Annotated in this window: 22 protein-coding genes; 3 read left to right on the forward strand and 19 right to left on the reverse strand. The window is 59.4% G+C overall.

The window, feature by feature from the left end:
* Window positions 1–58 precede the first annotated feature (58 nt).
* The 17 genes from BM399_RS15090 to motA all read right to left on the reverse strand — a co-directional run bounded on the left by BM399_RS15090 (window position 59) and on the right by motA (window position 12401).
* Window positions 59–1009 (reverse strand): flagellin N-terminal helical domain-containing protein, encoded by a 951-nt coding sequence (locus BM399_RS15090; RefSeq protein WP_483098402.1) that lies wholly within the window; start codon window positions 1007–1009, stop codon window positions 59–61.
* A gap of 225 nt (window positions 1010–1234) precedes the next feature.
* On the reverse strand, window positions 1235–1978 hold the full coding sequence (fliP, locus tag BM399_RS15095; RefSeq protein WP_092868586.1) for a flagellar type III secretion system pore protein FliP: 744 nt from the start codon (window positions 1976–1978) through the stop codon (window positions 1235–1237).
* On the reverse strand, window positions 1975–2457 hold the full coding sequence (locus BM399_RS15100; protein ID WP_092868587.1) for a flagellar basal body-associated FliL family protein: 483 nt from the start codon (window positions 2455–2457) through the stop codon (window positions 1975–1977). Before BM399_RS15100 ends, fliP begins: the two co-directional genes overlap by 4 nt.
* A gap of 24 nt (window positions 2458–2481) precedes the next feature.
* Window positions 2482–3213: a flagellar basal body L-ring protein FlgH gene (gene flgH, locus BM399_RS15105; protein ID WP_092868588.1), complete on the reverse strand. Its 732-nt coding sequence runs from the start codon at window positions 3211–3213 to the stop codon at window positions 2482–2484.
* Window positions 3203–3754, reverse strand: a complete 552-nt coding sequence (locus BM399_RS15110) for a MotE family protein (RefSeq protein ID WP_092868589.1) — start codon at window positions 3752–3754, stop codon at window positions 3203–3205. The genes flgH and BM399_RS15110 overlap by 11 nt, the downstream gene beginning before the upstream one ends.
* Window positions 3751–4860, reverse strand: coding sequence for a flagellar basal body P-ring protein FlgI (locus BM399_RS15115; RefSeq protein ID WP_092868590.1), 1110 nt, complete (start codon window positions 4858–4860; stop codon window positions 3751–3753). The genes BM399_RS15110 and BM399_RS15115 overlap by 4 nt, the downstream gene beginning before the upstream one ends.
* Entirely contained in the window at window positions 4857–5345 is a 489-nt protein-coding gene (flgA, locus tag BM399_RS15120; RefSeq protein WP_244531281.1) for a flagellar basal body P-ring formation chaperone FlgA, read from the reverse strand. The genes BM399_RS15115 and flgA overlap by 4 nt, the downstream gene beginning before the upstream one ends.
* Complete coding sequence (flgG, locus tag BM399_RS15125) at window positions 5345–6133, reverse strand: flagellar basal-body rod protein FlgG (RefSeq protein ID WP_092868591.1); 789 nt, start codon at window positions 6131–6133, stop codon at window positions 5345–5347. The genes flgA and flgG overlap by 1 nt, the downstream gene beginning before the upstream one ends.
* A gap of 11 nt (window positions 6134–6144) precedes the next feature.
* Window positions 6145–6471 carry a flagellar hook-basal body complex protein FliE gene (gene fliE / locus BM399_RS15130; RefSeq protein WP_092868592.1) on the reverse strand — a complete coding sequence of 109 codons (327 nt, stop codon included), beginning with the start codon at window positions 6469–6471 and terminating at the stop codon, window positions 6145–6147.
* Window positions 6468–6890 carry a flagellar basal body rod protein FlgC gene (flgC, locus tag BM399_RS15135; protein WP_092868593.1) on the reverse strand — a complete coding sequence of 141 codons (423 nt, stop codon included), beginning with the start codon at window positions 6888–6890 and terminating at the stop codon, window positions 6468–6470. The genes fliE and flgC overlap by 4 nt, the downstream gene beginning before the upstream one ends.
* A gap of 3 nt (window positions 6891–6893) precedes the next feature.
* The gene (flgB, locus tag BM399_RS15140; RefSeq protein WP_092868594.1) at window positions 6894–7271 is read right to left on the reverse strand and encodes a flagellar basal body rod protein FlgB; all 378 of its coding nucleotides are present in this window, start codon (window positions 7269–7271) and stop codon (window positions 6894–6896) included.
* A gap of 110 nt (window positions 7272–7381) precedes the next feature.
* Window positions 7382–7801, reverse strand: coding sequence for a hypothetical protein (locus BM399_RS15145; RefSeq protein ID WP_177228183.1), 420 nt, complete (start codon window positions 7799–7801; stop codon window positions 7382–7384).
* 15 nt (window positions 7802–7816) lie between these two features.
* Entirely contained in the window at window positions 7817–8902 is a 1086-nt protein-coding gene (locus BM399_RS15150; RefSeq protein WP_092868596.1) for an EscU/YscU/HrcU family type III secretion system export apparatus switch protein, read from the reverse strand.
* A gap of 24 nt (window positions 8903–8926) precedes the next feature.
* On the reverse strand, window positions 8927–9940 hold the full coding sequence (locus BM399_RS15155) for a FliG C-terminal domain-containing protein (RefSeq protein WP_092868597.1): 1014 nt from the start codon (window positions 9938–9940) through the stop codon (window positions 8927–8929).
* A gap of 8 nt (window positions 9941–9948) precedes the next feature.
* Window positions 9949–10383: a flagellar motor switch protein FliN gene (fliN, locus tag BM399_RS21395; protein WP_244531282.1), complete on the reverse strand. Its 435-nt coding sequence runs from the start codon at window positions 10381–10383 to the stop codon at window positions 9949–9951.
* A gap of 80 nt (window positions 10384–10463) precedes the next feature.
* Window positions 10464–11441: a FliM/FliN family flagellar motor switch protein gene (locus BM399_RS15165; protein ID WP_092868598.1), complete on the reverse strand. Its 978-nt coding sequence runs from the start codon at window positions 11439–11441 to the stop codon at window positions 10464–10466.
* Window positions 11442–11513: 72 nt separating this feature from the next.
* Window positions 11514–12401, reverse strand: coding sequence for a flagellar motor stator protein MotA (gene motA, locus BM399_RS15170; protein ID WP_092868599.1), 888 nt, complete (start codon window positions 12399–12401; stop codon window positions 11514–11516).
* A 156-nt stretch (window positions 12402–12557) separates the two neighbouring features.
* Between motA and flgF the strand changes: the two genes are divergently transcribed.
* The 3 genes from flgF to BM399_RS15185 are packed head-to-tail and all read left to right on the forward strand — an operon-like array spanning window position 12558 to window position 15321.
* Window positions 12558–13280, forward strand: a complete 723-nt coding sequence (gene flgF, locus BM399_RS15175; RefSeq protein ID WP_092868600.1) for a flagellar basal-body rod protein FlgF — start codon at window positions 12558–12560, stop codon at window positions 13278–13280.
* Window positions 13281–13302: 22 nt separating this feature from the next.
* Window positions 13303–14673: a FliI/YscN family ATPase gene (locus BM399_RS15180; protein ID WP_092868601.1), complete on the forward strand. Its 1371-nt coding sequence runs from the start codon at window positions 13303–13305 to the stop codon at window positions 14671–14673.
* Between the two features lie 60 nt (window positions 14674–14733).
* A complete protein-coding gene (locus BM399_RS15185) occupies window positions 14734–15321 on the forward strand; it encodes a hypothetical protein (RefSeq protein ID WP_092868602.1) in 588 nt (195 codons plus the stop codon).
* Window positions 15322–15332: 11 nt separating this feature from the next.
* Here BM399_RS15185 and BM399_RS15190 read toward each other — a convergent pair whose 3' ends face one another.
* Complete coding sequence (locus BM399_RS15190; RefSeq protein ID WP_092868603.1) at window positions 15333–16076, reverse strand: lysozyme; 744 nt, start codon at window positions 16074–16076, stop codon at window positions 15333–15335.
* A 70-nt stretch (window positions 16077–16146) separates the two neighbouring features.
* Window positions 16147–17379, reverse strand: a complete 1233-nt coding sequence (locus BM399_RS15195; protein ID WP_092868604.1) for a CBS domain-containing protein — start codon at window positions 17377–17379, stop codon at window positions 16147–16149.
* Window positions 17380–17473: the final 94 nt, after the last annotated feature.

A 17473-nucleotide genomic window follows, 5' to 3' on the forward strand; every position in this document is an offset into this window, starting at 1 on the left:
TTAGGCTAGACTGAGCTTTGTGAAGGGCTCGGCGCTGGTAGGCGCCGAGCTTCAGTCATTAGCGGAAGAGCGAGAGGATGTTCTGGCTCGACTGGTTCGCAATGCTGAGTGCCTGTACACCCAGCTGCTGCTTAACCTGAAGTGCCTGCAATCTTGTCGACTCTTGGTTCATGTCGGCATCGACCAACTGGGAGACGCCCGTGGTGATCGAATCCCGCAAGGACGAGATGAAGCTCGTCTGAAGGTCGATACGCTTCTGGGCTGCGCCGAGGTTCGTAGCTGCCGTGGTCATTTCCTGGAACGCGGTATCGACGCCAGAGATGTACGCGACCAGCGTCTGCTGGTCGGTCGAGCTGTCCGTGAGCTTGCTGATGTCGATCTTCATGACCGACGTACCGCCAGTCGTCACGATGGCGCCCGTCGTACCGCGCTGCGAGTCGAGGATGCCGCCGGAGGTACCGGTTGTAGCGGTCGAGGCGTCGAAGAGAACCGACTTCGACGTATCAACCGAGATCGTGCCGATCGAAACGGCGCCCGTCGTTGTACGAGCAAACGAGGCAACGATCGACTTCGTCGAGCTGTAGCCGGTGACCGACGAGTCAACCGAAACCCAGTTCTGGCCGGAGAAGTTCGCCGAAGCAGCGATGCCCTTGAGCTGCTCCTGGAGCTGCGTGATTTCCGACTGAACCTTGGCGCGATCAACGCCCGGAGCAGCGGCTGCCGTCAGCTTTTCCTTGATCTGGCCGACGAGCGTGATGGACTGGTTCAGCGCGTTGTATGCAACGTCGACTGTGCCCTTGCCCAGGCCGAGCGCGTCTTGAACCGTCGAGAGCGCGTCGTTGTCAGATTTCATCGTCGTCGCGATCGACCAGTAAGCGGCGTTGTCCGAAGCGCTAGCAACTTTCAAGCCGGTCGAGATGCGATTCTGCGTCGTCAGGAGGTCTTTAGAGGTCTGCTGCAACGACTGAAGTGCGGTCATTGCGGAAAGATTGGTATTGATACTGCTCATGCCCATGTCCCTTGTCCTTCTACTCGGCACTAAAAAAGCGCACGCACACTGGGGACATGCCGGGTCTTCCGGCTTGACAGATCGGCATCATGCCTGTGGCGCGGATGTCGGCGACCACTCTGTCATCAAACTTGAAATAACTGAGACTTGTTTCCCAATAGTTACTTTTTGGCGACCAAACGTTAATCACCGGCTCAGGCGATTAACTTCACAGCGTTCACCGTCCTAGACGAACGATTTAACGAGTGCACCGACGAGTAGAGTCCACCCGTCGACAAGCACAAAAAACAGAACCTTCAACGGCAGCGACACCACTGTGGGTGGCATCATCATCATGCCCATCGCTGTCATAATCGTTGCAACGACAAGATCGATGACGAGAAACGGAAGGGCTACGAGAAAACCGATTTCGAAGCCTCTCCGAATTTCGGAAATCATGAAAGCCGGGATCAGGACGCGTAAGTCGTCTGATTCGGCTTTGTTTTGCTCGCCGAAACGTTCTGAAGACATTTCCTGAAAAAGAGCAAGATCTTTGTCGCGAACGTTGGCTTGCATAAATGCACGGAAGGGAGCGGTGGTGCGGATATATCCCTCCTGCTGACTGATTTTGTTCTCGACCATCGGTTTGACGCCATTGTCCCAAGCCTGCTGGAACGTCGGCGCCATAACGAACAGCGTCATGAATAACGCCAAGCTTATGATGATCAGGTTGTTCGGCGTCGTCTGGAGGCCGAGGCCTGCCCGCAAAAACGAAAACGCGATCACAAATCGCGCGAACGACGTCACCATCATCAGCAGACCGGGGGCGACCGATAAAACGGTCATCACCACCAGAAGCTGAACGATACGGCCCGAGACGCTTGCATCTCCTGCTGGAAACAACGTCTGGAGGTCAATCGTCTGGGCCAGCGCTGCATCGGAATACAGAGCCAAAACGGCCGTTGCGGCGAGAATTCTGCGTACTGTCATTCGAGCACCAAGCCGCCGATCAAAAGACCAAGGATCGCGCCGCGGCCGCGTACTCTCGCACGGTCGTCGAGTTGCTCGCGCAGGTTTTGGAATCCTCTTACGCCCTGAAAGTCGGAGATAGTGAGCCCCTTCAGATAGGCGATCACATCCTCCTTCACTTCATTTTTCAGTGTCGTGGTTTCCGGCGTTCCATACGCGACGATGATCGAGACATCGAGTCGGACCCGCATTTTCGGTGCAGTTTCGAGATCGGCGATGATGGAAGAAATTTCGACCGCCAGCGCGTCCTTCGGAAACCGGCCGGCCGCGGGCGTCTTCTCTTCTATTGTTTCGGCGGGCGGCGGAGCCAGCGCGCTTGCGGCGTCCGGCAACGCGAAATAGCCGAATGCTCCACCACCGACGGCGCCGATGATAGCCGCGGCAATAGCCGACTTCACCAAGTCCGCGGCGCCACCTGGATCGCCTTTTTCTTCCGCCATGTGCCTGCGCCCTCCGATCCTTGCCTAGAACGGAGACACGATGTCGAGAATCTGCTGGCCATACGGTGGCTTCTGGATTTCCATCACAGTCCCCCGGCCGCCGTAGGAAATGCGGGCCTCGGCAATCTTCTCGTAGGAGATCGTATTGTCGGTCGCGATATCGCGCGGACGAACCACACCCTGGACGTTCAAGACGCGAAGTTCATAATTGACGCGCACTTCCTGCGACCCGCTCACGACAAGGTTTCCGTTTGGAAGCACCTGGCTGACGACGGCGCCGACAAGCAAATTGATGCTTTCAGATCTTGCGATCGCGCCTTTCGAACCCGTGGACGTCGTTCGATCGAGACTGCCATCGAGCTTACCGGAGCCGGACGGCCCGGTGCCGCCGAAGCCGAAATCGAAGTCGGCGGAAGACTTGAGCCCGACGCTCGCATCGCGCGACCGGTTCAGGTTGTTATCCAGCGAGGCCTTGTCGTTGATTTGAATTTTTACCGTAACGACGTCTCCAACGTGCAAGGCGCGCGCGTCACGAAAGAGATCGGCTCCGGAATCCTGCCACGTTGAATTCCCCGAGTGGTAAGCGACCGGCGTAACGGGAAGATCGACATGCGCGGTGCGATCCGGCGCCAAGCCACTTCCGACCGGCGACAACGTCGGTTCGCGGCCGATTTCGCGCAATTGATCGGCGCAGGCCGTCAGCAGCAAAGTGAGCAATGCGACTGCCGGCGCTGCCCAACGTATTTTACTGGACATTGGGCTTGCGCTCCGGATGAACCGCAATTTCTCCAGCTCCCGCAATGACGGCCGACAGTCGCGCCGCCTTGGCAGCTTCCATCTCGGTCATGATGAGACTCGACACTTTCGGGGTGAGCTTCGAGACGACGGCAGCGGCGACCATCTCGTCCATTACCGCTAGTTGTGCGGCTGCGGCGTCGGGCTTCATCTTGCTATAAATTTGGACCAGAGACTCGGTCGCGCGCACGGTGAAATCCTCGCGCATCTTGATCCAGCTCTTTAGAACTTCCGCCTTTTCAGAGAGCAGACCGATCCGATCATCGAGCTGCTTCTGCGCCTTTTCCAGGTTACGGGTCTGCTGCGCGATTTGTGCGGCGGTCGCTTCGTCCAGAACGTTTGAACAGTACTGCTGAGCCGGACTCAACTCGGGGGCGGTCGGCGCCGGCATCTGCAGAACTTCCATTTCCTTGTCGTCCGACTTTGCGTCTTCGGCGCCGGCGACCGGCGCAAACAACATCAGAGCGAGCGAGGCCGAGATCAGGCGAGCGAACAATCTCATTGAACCACCAGCTCGGCTTGCAGCGCACCGGCCGTTTTCATGGCCTGCAGGATTGCGATAATTCCAAGGGGCTTCAGGCCCATTCTGTTGAGGGCAGCGACGAGTTCTCGCAGATTGGCTCCGCGCGTGATCTGCACGGCTCCGCCTGCTTCGTGCACATCGACCTCTGTATCGGGAACGACGACCGTCTCTCCTCCCCTGGAGAATGGTGCCGGTTGAGAGACCTTGGGCGTTTCCGTAACACGGACCGTGATGTTGCCATGAGCAACTGCAACGGTCGAAATGCGCACTTCGCTCCCGATCACGATCGTGCCCGTACGCTCGTCTATGACGACGCGTGCGGACTGATCCGGGTCGACCTCAAGCTCGCCTATTTCCGCGAGCAGCCGCGAAGACAGCATACGCGGCGGCTTACGAATCATTACCGATTGCTGATCTTTCGCGCGTGCTATCGGCATGCCGTAGCGGTCTTTTGCGAATTCGTTGATGACGTCCATGATGCGGACGGCGGTGGTGAAATCGGGATTGCGGAGTTCGAATTCGAGCGGCATGTCCTCGCTGAAGGCGCCCGGAGCGTCCTGCTCGACGATGGCACCGTTCGGAATTCTGCCGCGTGTCGGAATTCCCGACGTTATGGACTCGGCCGCTCCCTTCGCGAGGTATCCTGAAATCGTGACCTGGCCTTGGGCTGCCGCGTAGATCTTCTGGTCGGCGCCGGCGAGCGGCGTCAACACGAGCGAGCCGCCGGCCAACGACTTGGCGTCGCCAATCGATGAAACGGTTACGTCGAAACGCGAGCCTTTGGAAGCAAACGGCGGGAGTTCCGCCGTGACCATGACGGCGGCAACGTTTCGCGTCCGCGGCTCGTTCTGCGATCCGCGAATGTTGATGCCCATGCGATCCAGCATTGCCTGAACCGACTGCTGCGTAAACGGCGAATTTCGCAACGTGTCGCCCGTTCCGTTCAGACCGACGACAAGGCCGTAGCCGACGATCTGGTTAACCCGAACGCCTTTGAGGTCGGTTATGTCCTTGATGCGCGTGCCGGCCTCGGCAACGTGCGCCAGGCTGAGAAAAAAAAAGAATAGTGCCGCGGCCAATCTCATTGATCGTCCACCGTGAGTGTTTGATCGGCCTTGATGCGCGCCTTGATGATGAGCCCAGTGTCTGGATTCCGAACGTTTATGATTTCGCCGGCGGATCCGGACTGCAGCGGCACGCCGACACCAACGATCGATACGAACGGGGACTCATAGGTGAGCTTGTAGGTTTTGCCCTGCTTTATGAGTTCCTGCGTTTTGACGGCCGTACCCGGGATCAGCTCTCCCGGCAGCAACGTGCGGCGAGCGACCTTGCCCAGCAGCTCTTCCGAACGTTCGCCAAAAACCGGCGGGTTGTTTGGGTTGACCAGCAGTTTGCGCTCTACGAGTGTTTCCGTCGTGATGACGTCGCCCGGATAAATGACGGCGCGCGGAACGAAAACCGTGCGGCCGCCTTCCGTCGCGTGCGCAACAGCAGAGGCGGCGAAAATCGCCAGCAGCGTCGCTGCCGCGAAGCCGCGCGTGTTCCGCATGCTGCGCACCCGTATCATCAGCGAATATCCTTGGTGATGACGTTGTACATGTCGTCGGCGGCGGAAATGACCTTGGAATTCATTTCATAGGCACGCTGTGCGGAAATCAGCTCGGTGATTTCCTTTACGGGGTCGACGTTGGAGCTTTCGAGATAGCCTTGTTGGATCGTCGCAAAGCCTTCGTCGCCGGGGCTTCCGATCACGGGGCTTCCGGATGCCAGCGTTTCCTGGAGGAGGTTGCCGCCGAGTGGCGCGAGGCCCGTCTCGTTTGCAAAATTCGCGAGAGACAATTGCCCGAGAAGCTGCTGCGTTCCGGTTGCGCCGATGACCGCATAAACCTGGCCCGCCGCGTTGACCACTACGTCCGTCGCGGTGTTCGGGATGGTGATATTCGGGATGACGAGGTTGCCCTCGAGGGTGACGAGCTGCCCCGACCCATTCTTATTGAAAGCACCAGCGCGCGTGTACAGGATCTCGTTGTTCTCGCCCTGGACCTGGAAGTAGCCGCGCCCGTTCAAGGCGAGATCCAGCTTGTTGCTCGTCGATGCCAGCGCACCCTGCATGGAAAGATTGCGGATGGCGACGGTACGAACGCCGAGGCCGATCGTATTGCCTTCAGGAATGATGGTGTCGTCATCGCGCGCGGCCGTTCCCGCTGCGCGGTCCGTTTGATACAGCAGATCAGCGAATTCGGCGCGCGAGCGCTTGAAGCCGGTCGTATTGATGTTCGCAACGTTGTTGGCGATCACTTCGACGTTGGTCTGCTGTGCCGACATGCCGGTCGCAGCGATTGAAAGCGCTCTCATGAATTACGACCTCAAATTTGCATACGGCTGATTTCTTGGTAGGCGCCCACGACCTTGTCGCGGACGGCGACAACGGTGCGAAGCGCCTGATCGGCCTGCATGACAGCTTGAACGACCTGCTGCAGCGGCGCCTTACCTTGCATGCCGGCGATGGCGGTCGTTTCGCCTGCCTTCACCGTTCCGATGGCGTCGGCCGCCATGCTCGCCAAGGTTTGTGCAAAATCGGTTTGCGGCGCGGCTCCTGAAGAAACGTTCGGCGCCCCGCCGATGCCCTTCGACGCCGCAGCGCCTCCGATGCGGTCGATATCGGGCGATAGCATTGCGATGCTCAGGCTCATGAATTCGGCCTCAATAGATCGAGGGTCATCGAGACAATCTCGCGGACCTGCTTGATGACTTGCGTGTTGGCGGTATACGAGCGCGACGCTTCGCGCATGTCGGCCAGCTCGACGAGCATGTCGACGTTGGGCAACTTGACGAAGCCTTTGCCGTCGGCGGCCGGATGCCCGGGCATGTATTCCGTGCGAAACGGCGCGTTATCCCGGTCGACATTGTCGACCTGCACCATATCGATGCCGTCCATATCGTCGGTGATTGACTGGAAACTGATCGTCTTGCGCTGATAGGGGTCGGACCCGGCGGTCTTTCCGGTCGTTTCGGCGTTGGCGATGTTTTCCGACAGGACCCGCATGCGGGTCGACTGAGCGAAAAGACCGTTCGCTGCCGCCCTGCTGGCGGCGATAAGCGGATCACTCATGGATTAGCCTTTCGTAACGGATTGCAGCATCCGATCGAACGTCTTCATGATCTGCGTGTTCATCGTGTAACTGCGCACGACTTCGCTGGACTTGAGGAATTCCTGTTCGAGATTGACGTCGTTGCCGGAAACGAGAACCTCGGCCTCACCGAAACCGCTTTCCTGCTGGCGCAAATTCCCGATATCGGCCGGGGCCATGTGCTGACCGTCGGTCACCGTCATCCGAACGGATTTGCTCATCACGTCTTCGAAACTTTCGACGTCTTTCGCTTTGTAACCGGGCGTATTGGCGTTCGCGATGTTCGACGAAATCACCGACTGGCGCTGCGCGAGCCACTCATTTTGGCGAAACGCCAGATTGAAAAGTTGCATGGGCTGCATGAAAAGCGATCCTTGGGTGGCCCTGCTTTCCTATGTGCACCCGCTCCCTTGCGTCGGCCTGAACAGTTAACTCAGCGGCCGCATCTTCTCGCGCGGCGCCTTAGACGTCCTCAATTGAGGCGTGCTTCTCCGAGCGCCTCGTGCAACCTCGTCGTGTTGCGGCCCGGGCTGACGGATTCGCCTTCGAACGAGATGTAGGTGATTTCGACGCCCGCTTCCTCGGCCTCGAGAATCAGCCTGAAATAAACGTGGACGGACTGATGATGAAATTCCATGTCGAGTAATACGCGGGGCAGCGATCCCCACTCCAGGTAGACGTCGCCCGCGTGGCCGAAGGTCAACGTTTCCGGCTTGAACGACAGCTCGATCGAGGACTGCACAAGCGAGCCAATGCTCGCGATCTGACCGGTTTTCAAATAGCTGACGAGGTCGGGAAGGTCGATCAAGCGCAAGTCGGATGCGACGCAACGGATGCTCTCGCCGAGAATCTTTTCCCGAACTTCCGAATGATCGATGCGAAATGGAATCATCAACGCCTTTTCCCTTTAAGCACGTACAGGACCGGACCGGTTTCGCCCCGCCTGAAGGCGAAGGAGAATCGCGGCGACCGCCTTGTAGAATTCGACAGGGATCATTTGATCCACGCTCACTTTTGCATAGAGGGACCTTGCGAGGGCCTTGTCTTCTATGACTGGAATGTCATTTTCTTCGGCAATTCTGCGAATCGTGAGCGCTATGAGATCCTGCCCCTTGGCGACGACACGCGGTGCGCCGCCTTCGGAACGGACGTAGCGGAGCGCCACGGCAAAGTGCGTCGGGTTGGCGATGACCAAAGTTGCACGCGGCACCGCGTGAAGCATACGCTGACGCGCGCGGGATCGGGCGATGGAACGCCGCCGCGCCTTGATGAGCGGATCGCCTTCCGACTGCTTTCGTTCGTCTTTGACTTCCTGCGGCTTCATTCGGAGCTGGCGGCGCCAAAGCACATGCGTGACCGGCAGATCGAAAATCAGAAGGCAAAACGAAAGGACCGCCAGCGATGTGAGCAAAAGGGTGACGCTCTTCTGCGACAGTCTGAGAATCGCTGCTGGATCGCTCCAGATCGAATTGGCGAACTCGTTCCACAGCAGCATCAGGATCGCGCCCGACGTTGCTGCGACCATGATCAATCTCAGCGTGAGCTTGAGAAACTCAAACGATCCGTTCGCACTGAAGATGCGCTTCCAGCCCTTCGCCGGAGATAACCGGGAAAGCTCCGGCGTCACCCGCTTGAAGATCAGCATAGGCGGCGTCTGGAGCACCGATGCCAATATGCCAGCTGCGGAAAAGCAGAGTATGATGGGAGCCGTCATAAGCGCGGCGCTTCTTCCCACCACGTCGAAGACCATGCCGAGATCACCGGCGCTCTCCAGGCGAATGGAGCCGGCGTTCGCAAGCAGCCCCATCAGAAGCTCAGCGAAGTGGGTCAGAAAAACTTGGCCGAGGACTGAGATGACCAGAAGCGCTGCGAGAAGATACGAGAAATTGGTTGCCTCCCGCGAGATCGGGATGTTGCCCTCTCCGCGAGCGTCAGACATTCGCTTGTCTGTCGCTTCTTCTGTGCGGCTATCTTTATCCTGCCCTTCGGCCACGATCGAGCTCCAGCGTCCTGCCGACTAGGCGGTTTCCAAGGACGTGCTCGATATGTCGATTGCGCCTTCGGCCGAAAGCCGCAGAACCGAATCGACCATCGCTCGCCGCGCATCAGCAATGTCGCGCGCGGGAACGTTGGCGGGGCTTTGCAATTCGGCTTCCGCCATACGGCGAGCCCGCGGCGACAGCGCGGAAAGAACTTTGTTCTGCAATTCCGCATCGGCGCCTTGAAGCGCAAGAACCGTGCGCTCCACCGGAATGCCATCCATCAGCACAGTCAGCGAACGCGCCGGCAGCCTCAACAAGTCCTCGAACTTGAAGAGCATCTTGCGGATCGCTTCGGCGTCCTTCGGTTTGATGCTGGCAAGGTACTGCAGGGCCTGGGTCGAATCCTCGCGGTCCAGATTGTTCAGGATGCCCGCGAGAGACAAATGCTTATCGGAAGAGCGCCGATCATTGTCGAACAGTTCTTCGTTCAATCCGCTTTCGAGAGCTTCGACGATCTGCGGCGCTACCTGACCGAGGCCGAGTATGCGGTAGAGAAGATCGTTGCGTTCAGCGACCGGAAAGCCCTTCAGAACCACGGATGCCCGCTCGCTACCGAGGCGGTCGAGATAATACGCGGCAACTTGCGGCGACTGTTGATGGAAATGCGCCTGCAGCACATCGTCGGGAAGTCCGGCGAGCTGGCTCCAAATGTCCTGGCGTGCAATGAACTGATCATTGGGGTCGCCCGTCGATTTGTTTTCGGAAATGACGTCCGTCACCAGACGTTTGACATCTTCGGCGCGACCGAGAAACGGCGTACCTTGACCGAACTGGCTTTCGAATTCCTGGACGATCTCTTCGAGTTCCGCCGCTGAAATCGTCGGCATGACCTCGGCGGAGCGAACGAGAATGTTCAGTTCTTCGGGATTGAATTTTTTGAGGAGCCCGCTTGCGCGTTGCTTGCCGAGCGCAAGGAGAAGCACTCCGACTTTCTCGGGTCCCGTCAGCGTTCTTCCGGAATCTGACAACGAGTCGCGCATGGACTGCATGTACGTCACTATTTCCCGGCGGTGGGTAAGGCGCCAACCTGGGTCAGCACGACACCGAAGCGCGAGGTTCCTTCGTTCAGAACGACGACCTCGCCGCGCGCTATCAGCCGGCCATTGACGAGAATGTCGACCGGATCGCCGACCATCTTATCGAGCTTGACCACCGAGCCTTTCGTCAACTTCGCCAGGCTCGCGACCGGCATCTTGGTCGAACCGAGGACGACTTTCATCATCACCGGCAGGCCCATGATCAAAGCACTGTTGCCGCCGAAGTCCGTCGCATCGGCGTGCGCGTCGACATGGGCGGCGTTGTGCGAACTTTCCGCCGCCAAGCCCGCGGCCATCGCTTCGCTGAAATCGCCCATTCCAGCGAGCGCTTGATCGAAGCCGGCTTCTGTCGCTTCGGAAGCGACTTCCGCTTCTACTGCATTACTCGGCGTCATTCCGGCCATTTCCTCGTCCTAAGGTATTCCGACTCAAATTCTGACATTCGAAACATGCCGCAGCCTTGTGGCAGGGCGCGCTAAAGCCCGTAGTATTCATCCACGGTTTCCCTTTGCTGATCGAATTCGTCGTCAACACGCAGTATCAGCGCGTTGTCGCGCTTGCCCAATTCGCACCAGAACACCGGGCTTTCATCGGCATCGAGCCGAACGCGCGACATCGACGACAACTGCAGCTCGACGACCGAGCCGACGGCAAAACGTTGCACTTCACCGAGGGAAATGGGGCGTTCCTCGAGAACGCCATTGAGTTCGATGAAGGATCGGGCGATTTCCTCGGAAAGCTGCTTCGACCACGCGGGGTCGTCGCGAGAGCGGTGCGCCGCGACGTTCAGCGACTCGCTCGGCGCTGCGCCCGCAAGCACATGGCGGATGGGATCAAGCGCCGCTTGTGGGATGACGATCGTTATGACGCCGATGTGGCCGCCGTAATCCAAAGACAGCCGCGCGGCGATGACGGGCGACGAAGCCGTCAGCTGCGGTTCGAGCTCGATCTTCTCGACAACGGCTCCGATGTCGAAGCCGACATCGACGAGAATCGAGAAAGCGCTCGTCAGGGCGCGCGCAACGCGCCGGAACAGAACACGCAGGACGTTCGCATCGGTTCGGGTTGGCTTCCTCGCTGGCAGACCACCTGGCGGAAAGCCCTCGCAGCCTGTTGCTGCCTCTACGAAAAGTGTCGTCGCGGCCGGATCGGCGAGAAAATAGAGCCAGCTTCTCCATCTTTCGGCTCGCACCACACCGGCGAACGCGCCCTGCGGCAGCGCGCAGATATCGCCAATGGTCGAGGCCGAGAGATCGAGAAGGCGCACTTTCAGCGGCAAAAGCGATAGGTTGCCGATCTCCTCGGTCATCACGCGCGGCAGCTGACCAAAAATCATCTGCAGCCCCGGCAGGCGATCGGGGCTGTTTTGACCGGTCGAAAGCGCGCGCTCGAGCGATCTTTCCGTTTCCATCCGCTTCTTGGCCGTGGCTTCGCTCAGAGCGCTATTCGACATATCGGCTGCCCCGCGATGTCATCGCCGCGTTTGCAGATGGCCCGGAGAAGACGCAAAGCGCTTGCCGGAACATCAGGCTGCCTTTCTTTCTTGAGGGCGGCGATCCAGCCCGCCGCCCATGGTCGCTGCTTCGACCTCGTTGATCGTCGGCCGTTCGTAAGCCGAAATCGCTTTACGGCCGTGCTCGATAGCAACCTGGGGCATGGCGCCGTTCATGAACGCCAACAGCGATTGCTTGACGATTACATAAGATCGCAAATTCTTTTCACGGATGACCTTCACCTTCGTCGCGAGGGGGCCGACGACCGCGTAGGAAAAGAAGATACCCGCGAACGTTCCGACGAGAGCGGAGGCGATGAGGTGACCGAGGATTTCCGGAGACTGGTCGATCGCGCCCATGGCTTTCACGACGCCAAGAACCGCAGCGATGATGCCGAGAGCCGGTAGACCGTCACCCACCGCGACGAGCGCATGATAGGCCTTGAGCTTATCATGCCGCACGGTCTCGATTTCCTCGTCCATCAAGGATTCGATCTCGTGGGTTCGGGCATTCCCCATGATGATGAGGCGGAAATAGTCGCAGATGAAGGTTGTCAGTTCTTCGTTCGCGGTAACGGTCGGCGACCTCTTGAAGACTTCGGCGTCCTGAGGCGCGTCGATGATCATTTCCATTTCGGCGCGGGATTTATCGCGAAGCTCGCGCATCATGAAAAATAGCAGCGCAAGAAGCTCGATGTTCTCGGCCTTCGTCGGCGTACCGCTTTTGACCGCCTCGATCGTCGCTGTCCCGGTGTCCTTGATCGTCTTCATCGGATTGGCGACGACGAAGGTGCCCAGGGCCGAGCCGCAAATGATGACGTATTCCCAGGGCTGCCAGATAACCCAGACGTGGCCACCCATGGCGGTGAAGCCGCCGAGCATGCAGACCAGTGTGATAATCAGGCCGAGCAGAATGGTCACGAGGGTATCCCAAATGCCAATTTAGGCGAAATCCCATAAAGGGCGCTTTGGCTTGCGTGGGACTTGCTCGTCCCAGCGCGGGGTGTCAGCCACCCACAAGTTCGCGTCGCTAGGTTTCGGCGACAGGACGAGATCCACGAAGACGGATTGCAACGCATGCCATCGAATATCTACGTCGCCCTCTCTGCTCAGATGGCGCTGCAACGACGCCTCGATACGGTCGCGAACAATGTCGCGAACACCAACACGGTGGGATTCCGCGGCGAAGAAATGTCCTTCGAGGAGCTACTGACCCCAACGGGCAAGGAACCGGTCAGCTTCGTTTCAAAAGGCAAGAACCATCTTTCGATGAAGACCGGCGAAGTTACGCAGACCGGAAACCCCCTCGATGTCGCGGTGAGAGGCGATTCGTTCCTGGCCATCCAAACGCCGAACGGAGTTGCCTATACGCGCGACGGGCGCATGCAGATGACGAGCGAAGGCGTGCTGACGACGCTTGCGGGCTACCCCATTCTCGACGCCGGCGGATCGCCGGTGCAGCTCAATCCCAATGATCCGGCGCCGACCATCAACAAAGCCGGCACAATCGAACAGTCGGGCAACAATCTCGGCGCGCTCGGGCTTTACCGGATGCCGCGCGGAGCAATTCTGACGAGAGCCGAAGGCGCGTCGGTCGTGTCCGACATTGCACCAACGCCCGAGATCGACTTCCTCAACAATGGCGTCGTGCAAGGATACGTCGAGAAATCGAACGTCAATCCGATCCTGGAAATGACGCACCTCATTACCATTCAACGGAATTTCCAGGCCGTCACCAACATGCTGAGCGCAACCGAAAACTCGCTCGACGATTCTCTGAAAACTCTCGCGGGCTCATAATGTGTAGCCGGAGGGGGCATTATTGACCGCCGAGGCAACAGCGACGCCGTTCGACCGGTTGGACGAGCTGATGGCGACGGCTTCGCGAACACCGGCGCACCGGGTATCTGGACGCGTCGTTCGGATCAGCACGACGTTCCTGGTCGTTTCCGGCCTTTCAAAATTCGTTTCAATCGGTGATGCGGTATCGATTGCGGGCCTCGGCGGCCCCGTGCTCGCGGAGGTCGCGACGATCGAAGCCGAAGCGATCAACGTCACGCCGTTCATTGCCGACCACAGGATCGAACTTGGCGCGCGGGTCACGGCGTTGTCCGGGCAATTGACGCTTTCGCCTCACGAATCCTGGCTCGGCAGAACGCTCAACGCGTTGGGGCAGCCGATCGACGATGGCGATCCTCTCATCATCGGCGACCGGGCGTTCACGATCCATGGCACGCCGCCTTCGCCGCTCCGCCGGAATAGGCTCGGCACGCCGCTGACGACCGGCGTCAAGGCGATCGATCTTTTCACTCCCATCTGCGCGGGCCAGAGACTTGGCATCTTCGCGGGCTCCGGCGTCGGCAAATCGACGTTGCTCGCCATGCTGAGCCGGGCGCCGTCGAGCGACGTTACGGTCCTGGCTCTCGTCGGCGAACGAAGCCGGGAGGTGAGAGATTTTCTAGACGATACGCTTGCGGCCTCGCGCTCGCGGGTCGTTTCGGTCGTCGCCACATCCGACGAGAGCCCGATGATGCGACGCTTAGCGCCGAGCACCGCGATGTGCATCGCCGAATATTACCGGGATCGCGGCAAAAACGTTCTTCTCATTATCGATTCCCTGACGCGTTACGCGCACGCCATGCGCGAGCTAGCGCTCGCTGCCGACGAGCCACCCGTCGCTCGCGGGTATCCGCCGAGCGTCTTCAGCAACCTGCCACGTCTGCTCGAACGGGCCGGACCCGGGGAAGAAGGTGCCGGTACGATCACAGCGATCCTGTCTGTTCTCGTCGACGGCGACGATCACAACGATCCGATCGCCGACGCCGCGAGAGGCATCCTCGACGGGCATATTGTTCTCGATCGCGGCATCGCCAGCCAAGGCCGGCTTCCGGCCGTCGATCCGCTGGCTTCGCTATCGCGCTTGGCACCGAAGATCAGAACGAAAAACCAAGCCCAGTTCGTGACCCAACTCATCGAGGTCATTTCCCGTTACGAGGACACGCGCGATCTTCGCGCCATCAGTGGCTACAGGCCCGGTACCGACGCGACGCTCGATCGCGCGATGGAAATCGTTCCGCGCGTTTACGAGGCCATGAAGCAGGATCTCGACGAAGAGCCTGTCGCTGATGTGTTTGCCTATCTTTCCGAGACGTTGCCCGGTGGGCAGCGGTCCAACTCCGCATCGCCACGTTAGGAGATCGTACGGCGCTCTCGTAACGTCGAGAAAAGGATCTGACATCCGAGGGGAACGAACATGGTGACGAATACGGATACCATTGCCCGTCTGATTGCCAGCGACACGCTGATGCGTGGCGAGCGGCAGCTCCTTCGCAATCAAACTCCCGTACCCCAGGAGGCAGGCGACGATGCGGCGCGTACAGTTGCTCCGCCGATCTCGCACAACGACAAAACCATGGCGCCCGTATTGCTGACGTTGCTCGACGAGCAGCTCGGCGCCTCGGTCGCCCCTGACGCAAACCGGGCCGCCGCGCGCGGGCAAGACGCGCCATCCGCGCCAAACCGTATTGCTGCCCGTTATGCAGAAGACGATACGGTTTTTCGGGCGGATCTGCCGGCCAATGGAACGGCATTGCCGCCCGGCCAAAACTATCCGCAGATCGCCCAAACGGTATCGTCGCTCGATCTTCAGACGTTCATGCAGCGGTTTTTGATGGGGAAGGTGAGGAGCATTCCCGCGGATGGCAGGAGCACCCCCGGAGGCGCGCGCGGACCCAAGTCCGATGACGCGTCTCAGCCAAGCCTAGCAACGGCTAAGTTCGCGGCGATTGCTGTCGTCGCGGTAATGGCGCTGGTTGTCGTTGCGGTGAGGTTCTTCGGTTAGCGGGGCTTGCCTCAGCCGGTGCTCACCCGAACATCATTTTCCTGCGATTTCTGATCGGTCCGGCGATCCGGCTTCTTGGTGTCGTCGTCGTCCTCACGTCTCGCTGCCGCGGTCGACATTTGCGAAAGCAGCGACAGGAGGACCTGATCGCTGGTCAGACTGGCGAATGCCGTGGGCCCGGAATCGATCGACGATGACGCCGTCGACTGAACCACGGGCCGTGGCGCTGCCACGAACGTTGCCACTGTCGGTGTGTCCGAATCCGAGTTCTGTGGGGTCGCTGCGCCGCTCGCTGCCGCGGCCATCGCTGCAAGACTTGCATTGGCGACTTGCGCGGTCGGCCCTCCCTGGCCAAACCATGCAACTTCCTGCAGCCGCCGCTGCACGAGACCGTCCAGGACGTTGCCGCCGGCCTTATTATATTGGAGGAAGAGCGAGCGTGCAGTATCGAGATCGCCACTCGCGACGGCCTGGCCAAGCCCGCTTTTCGACCAAGCGGTTCCCGCGTTGTATGTCAGAGACGTCAATGCGGCTCTGCTGCCGTCGTCGAGACCAGGCGCAAACTTATCGACGAAGTCTGTCGCCTTTTTTATCTCGTCCGAGAAGCGCCGCTCGGCTTCGGCCTGATCGATGACTTCGCCCGCGAAGCGCGCGCGTGTGCCGTAACCGTTGGAGTTCTGGGCATAATCCCAACGGGCCTTGGCTGTGTAGCCTTCGAACTGCTTTATCGCGTCAAGATAGCTTGGGTCGACCATACCCGTTGCTTTGCCATGGGTACCTTGCGGCAAGCTGGTGTCGAGGGTTTCGCCCGAGGACTATGACGGTCTAGCGCCGCGACCGCGCGACGTCTCTCAGCACGCTCGCTTCGAGTTGCACCTCGTCCAACCGGTGCTTCAGCACGTCACCGATACTGATGAGGCCGACGACCTTGCCTTCGACGACCACGGGCAAATGACGAATGCGCCGCTGGGTCATGATGCTGGCGACGGCTGCCACGCGATCTTCGGGCGCACACGTGACCACAGAGCGGGTCATCAGATTGGCGACGCGCATCTGGGGCAAGTCCATGCCGAACTCGTCGATACCGCGTGCCAAATCTCTTTCGGAAATGATTCCCTCGAGACCGCCCTTGTTGTCGAGAACAAGCATCGCGCCAACGGATTCTTTTCTGAAGCTATGCGCCAAGGCGCGCATCGTGGCATTTGCCTCGATGGTTTTAACTGCAGACCCCTTGGTCTTCAGAATGTCTGAGACCTTCATCTGATCGCTCCAATCAAGACCCGTCAGCCCTTCGCAATTGCTTGCGTGCAGACGGTATAAAGCCGCTAAAAGATCTTCCCGGTCCTCCGCGGTCAGCGGATCGTGCGGGTTGCGATCACGCGCCGCCAAGAGGCTCGTGAGGTCGTCCACGATGACCGTGTCCTCGCTGAAGGCCGGACTTTCCCGACAGAAGGCGCTTCTGGTCGTGATGACATCGTATCCCGCCGCCTTCGCAGCCAATGCGCCGCGGCGTCCACCTTCGATGACGAGAGTGTGCTTGGGGTCGATGCCCAGCGTCGTGCGCGCTTCGGTGTACAGCCGCTCACACTCGCCCTTTCCGGCCTTATCGCCTGGGACGACGGCGTCGAACAGCGTTCGTCCACGATCGCCGAGAAGCGTGGTGAGCAGGCGCTCGGTATCTTTGGGTTCGAGAAGCGAAACAAGGATGAGGCGCAGCCCGTCGCTGCGTGCAGCGATGATCAAGTCGCGAATGCCGGGACGGGGTTCGACCGCCGTCGTGGAAAGCATCTCGCCGAAAATTTTGGAAGCGCGGCGATGCATGGCCTGAATGAGGAGCGAAAGATCCTCAGTCTCAGGCTTACCGCGAAGAATGGAGCGTACGTAGTGCGCCATACGCGCCTCGCCGCCGCCAAGCTTGGCGGTGAGGGCAAATCCCTCGCGATCGCAGGACCAATCAAAGCCAGCTTCGGAAAACGTTTGTGCGAACGCTCGCCGGCGAACGTCTTCCGTTTCGGCAAGAGCACCATCTGCTCGAATGATGATAGACTGCAGCGTCATCTGCCAGTCATTATCCAATCTGGATTTCAAGTATTTGGGAAAGGTACTCCTGGTTTTGAACCGCGCCAACGCGACGTAAAGTCAGGGAGTTCCG

The organism is Hyphomicrobium facile (genome assembly GCF_900116175.1).
Lineage (GTDB): Bacteria > Pseudomonadota > Alphaproteobacteria > Rhizobiales > Hyphomicrobiaceae > Hyphomicrobium_B > Hyphomicrobium_B facile.

What these genes read in the sequence shown, in the direction of transcription:
- BM399_RS15090 (WP_483098402.1), bottom strand. Translation starts at nt 1,009, where the DNA reads ATGAGCAGTATCAATACCAATCTTTCCGCAATGACCGCACTTCAGTCG.
- fliP (WP_092868586.1), bottom strand. Translation starts at nt 1,978, where the DNA reads ATGACAGTACGCAGAATTCTCGCCGCAACGGCCGTTTTGGCTCTGTAT.
- BM399_RS15100 (WP_092868587.1), bottom strand. Translation starts at nt 2,457, where the DNA reads ATGGCGGAAGAAAAAGGCGATCCAGGTGGCGCCGCGGACTTGGTGAAG.
- flgH (WP_092868588.1), bottom strand. Translation starts at nt 3,213, where the DNA reads ATGTCCAGTAAAATACGTTGGGCAGCGCCGGCAGTCGCATTGCTCACT.
- BM399_RS15110 (WP_092868589.1), bottom strand. Translation starts at nt 3,754, where the DNA reads ATGAGATTGTTCGCTCGCCTGATCTCGGCCTCGCTCGCTCTGATGTTG.
- BM399_RS15115 (WP_092868590.1), bottom strand. Translation starts at nt 4,860, where the DNA reads ATGAGATTGGCCGCGGCACTATTCTTTTTTTTTCTCAGCCTGGCGCAC.
- flgA (WP_244531281.1), bottom strand. Translation starts at nt 5,345, where the DNA reads ATGATACGGGTGCGCAGCATGCGGAACACGCGCGGCTTCGCGGCAGCG.
- flgG (WP_092868591.1), bottom strand. Translation starts at nt 6,133, where the DNA reads ATGAGAGCGCTTTCAATCGCTGCGACCGGCATGTCGGCACAGCAGACC.
- fliE (WP_092868592.1), bottom strand. Translation starts at nt 6,471, where the DNA reads ATGAGCCTGAGCATCGCAATGCTATCGCCCGATATCGACCGCATCGGA.
- flgC (WP_092868593.1), bottom strand. Translation starts at nt 6,890, where the DNA reads ATGAGTGATCCGCTTATCGCCGCCAGCAGGGCGGCAGCGAACGGTCTT.
- flgB (WP_092868594.1), bottom strand. Translation starts at nt 7,271, where the DNA reads ATGCAGCCCATGCAACTTTTCAATCTGGCGTTTCGCCAAAATGAGTGG.
- BM399_RS15145 (WP_177228183.1), bottom strand. Translation starts at nt 7,801, where the DNA reads ATGATTCCATTTCGCATCGATCATTCGGAAGTTCGGGAAAAGATTCTC.
- BM399_RS15155 (WP_092868597.1), bottom strand. Translation starts at nt 9,940, where the DNA reads ATGCAGTCCATGCGCGACTCGTTGTCAGATTCCGGAAGAACGCTGACG.
- fliN (WP_244531282.1), bottom strand. Translation starts at nt 10,383, where the DNA reads ATGACGCCGAGTAATGCAGTAGAAGCGGAAGTCGCTTCCGAAGCGACA.
- BM399_RS15165 (WP_092868598.1), bottom strand. Translation starts at nt 11,441, where the DNA reads ATGTCGAATAGCGCTCTGAGCGAAGCCACGGCCAAGAAGCGGATGGAA.
- flgF (WP_092868600.1), top strand. Translation starts at nt 12,558, where the DNA reads ATGCCATCGAATATCTACGTCGCCCTCTCTGCTCAGATGGCGCTGCAA.
- BM399_RS15185 (WP_092868602.1), top strand. Translation starts at nt 14,734, where the DNA reads ATGGTGACGAATACGGATACCATTGCCCGTCTGATTGCCAGCGACACG.
- BM399_RS15190 (WP_092868603.1), bottom strand. Translation starts at nt 16,076, where the DNA reads ATGGTCGACCCAAGCTATCTTGACGCGATAAAGCAGTTCGAAGGCTAC.
- BM399_RS15195 (WP_092868604.1), bottom strand. Translation starts at nt 17,379, where the DNA reads ATGACGCTGCAGTCTATCATCATTCGAGCAGATGGTGCTCTTGCCGAA.